4 protein-coding genes are annotated in these 1,693 nt (G+C 35.2%); all 4 read right to left on the bottom strand.

The window, feature by feature from the left end; translation table 11 throughout:
- On the bottom strand, window positions 1–227 hold a 227-nt coding region (locus VIM70_RS05925; protein ID WP_331944816.1), incomplete at its 3' end, for a hypothetical protein.
- Between the two features lie 194 nt (window positions 228–421).
- Window positions 422–571, bottom strand: a complete 150-nt coding sequence (locus tag VIM70_RS05920; RefSeq protein WP_331944815.1) for a hypothetical protein — start codon at window positions 569–571, stop codon at window positions 422–424.
- Between the two features lie 95 nt (window positions 572–666).
- A complete protein-coding gene (locus tag VIM70_RS05915; protein ID WP_331944814.1) occupies window positions 667–1,212 on the bottom strand; it encodes a hypothetical protein in 546 nt (181 codons plus the stop codon).
- Between the two features lie 96 nt (window positions 1,213–1,308).
- A partial coding sequence (locus VIM70_RS05910; protein WP_331944813.1) for an alpha/beta hydrolase occupies window positions 1,309–1,693 on the bottom strand: 385 nt, incomplete at its 5' end.

The raw sequence follows: 1,693 nt of genomic DNA, 5'->3' as shown, positions 1-1,693 counted from the left end.
TTATTCGCATGTAAGTCCCCTTTATGGAAATTTCCTTTCAAGACCACAATATACATCGGTTTTTTTGAGGTTTCTTCGCTAGTTTGCTTTGTGCTAACTATTTCTGGGTTATTTTCACCGTAAATTGCTGCAACTTGTTTCATTGCAGCTTTAGGGATTTCGAGGTTCTGGACACTCTGTTTACTTGTACAGCCTGTAATAAGCGAAAGTAAGACTAATATGAGCAATACCGAAAATCTCTTAAAAATGCTCCCATCCTCCAAATCTACTTTATTAACAAATCGAAATCATTCGCCAGCAAAGAATTATTTACCTTGATTAGGCATTGAGTGGATAGCAAGGATTGCGGAAAGTTGCCCATTGAGTCCTATAAAGAAATACAAATAATAGCACCAGCGCCCTTATTTGAATGCTGGTACCATTAGTTGTATTTCTTTATTCTCTTCCATAAATCTTCAAAGAATCCTACAAAATCTATACCACCAAGATTTATTAAATTCATAAGAATTTTTATCATCACTGTACTTATTAATAAAGCGATTACGATCTTTAAAATATCATTCATATTCATGTGTCCTCCTTTTTTAAAATATAGTGCAAATTAGCTCCTAGATCTCTAAATGTTACGTAAAGCCCACTCGTCCAAAAGGTCGTACGAGAGGAATATCAAATCTTGACCATCTTTTGAAATAATTCATCTACCTCAGCCTTTTGCCCGTCTAAAACAATTATAAAAGCAGAATGTTTAAACAAGTATTCTGAATATCTGATTTTCATCATACCGTAGACCCATTTGTATGAACGCACTCTGTTCCATTCTATAAGATGGTTATCGATGCAAATAACTTTCTCCATTAAACCATCTTGTATAAATTTCTCTAAATATCTCTTACATAGAGATTGTAATACTACTAAAATAAGAACTGGTAGCCAAACTTTATGGCTATGACTCACTAAGTCAGTTAATGCAAGGATAAAAAAGACTACTATCGACATAACTAAAGTACTCTTCCATGACATAGTAGTCTTCCGAAGCTTAATTAACGTTGTGCCCATCTTTTTGTATGTATCCAATGTATAGACAATTTTTATCAGAAAAATAGGAATGAGAATTAACAAGCCCCAAATGGCCTCTTCTTGATATGATCTAGAAAGTGTCATTGTCAATATCATTATGGTATAGGTAATATAATCAAACAAAACCAAACTCAATATTTCTGCCCCCTACCCTATAGAAATCATTCGCCACAATGATAAATTTACCTTTATTTTACTCCTTGATTCCGATAAGCGTCAGTATGCTTGCTTTTATCCGAGCTCTATCAAAAAGGCATTTATAACCTTAACAAATCTATCAAAGTGCTCCGTCTGAATATCGTGCCCTGCATCTTCAAAAACTTCTAACCTAATATTTCTAAGGCACCTGCTATAACATTCCATATCGTCATCCGACAATATTGAGCCTTCACTTCCCCCCCACATTATTAGTGATAAACAATCTAGTTTAACTAGATCGCCCTCAAAATCAACTTGTCTTGATTCTAACTCGATCTCCATAACAGTGTGTGTTTGCATTCTTTCACCCCATGGAGTTGATAGATATTCCTCACCCCAACCAGACGGCATCTGCTTATGCTGTGCTGGGTACTCCTCGATAATTAAGCCCTTAATATTTCCATGGTGATGAATCGCG

Origin of the sequence: Clostridium sp. (genome assembly GCF_036569345.1) — a bacterium.
In the GTDB taxonomy this organism is placed as follows: domain Bacteria; phylum Bacillota; class Clostridia; order Clostridiales; family Clostridiaceae; genus Clostridium_AD.
The sequence above is the reverse complement of the archived record's forward strand: the minus strand, read 5'-3'. Positions and strand labels throughout refer to the sequence as shown.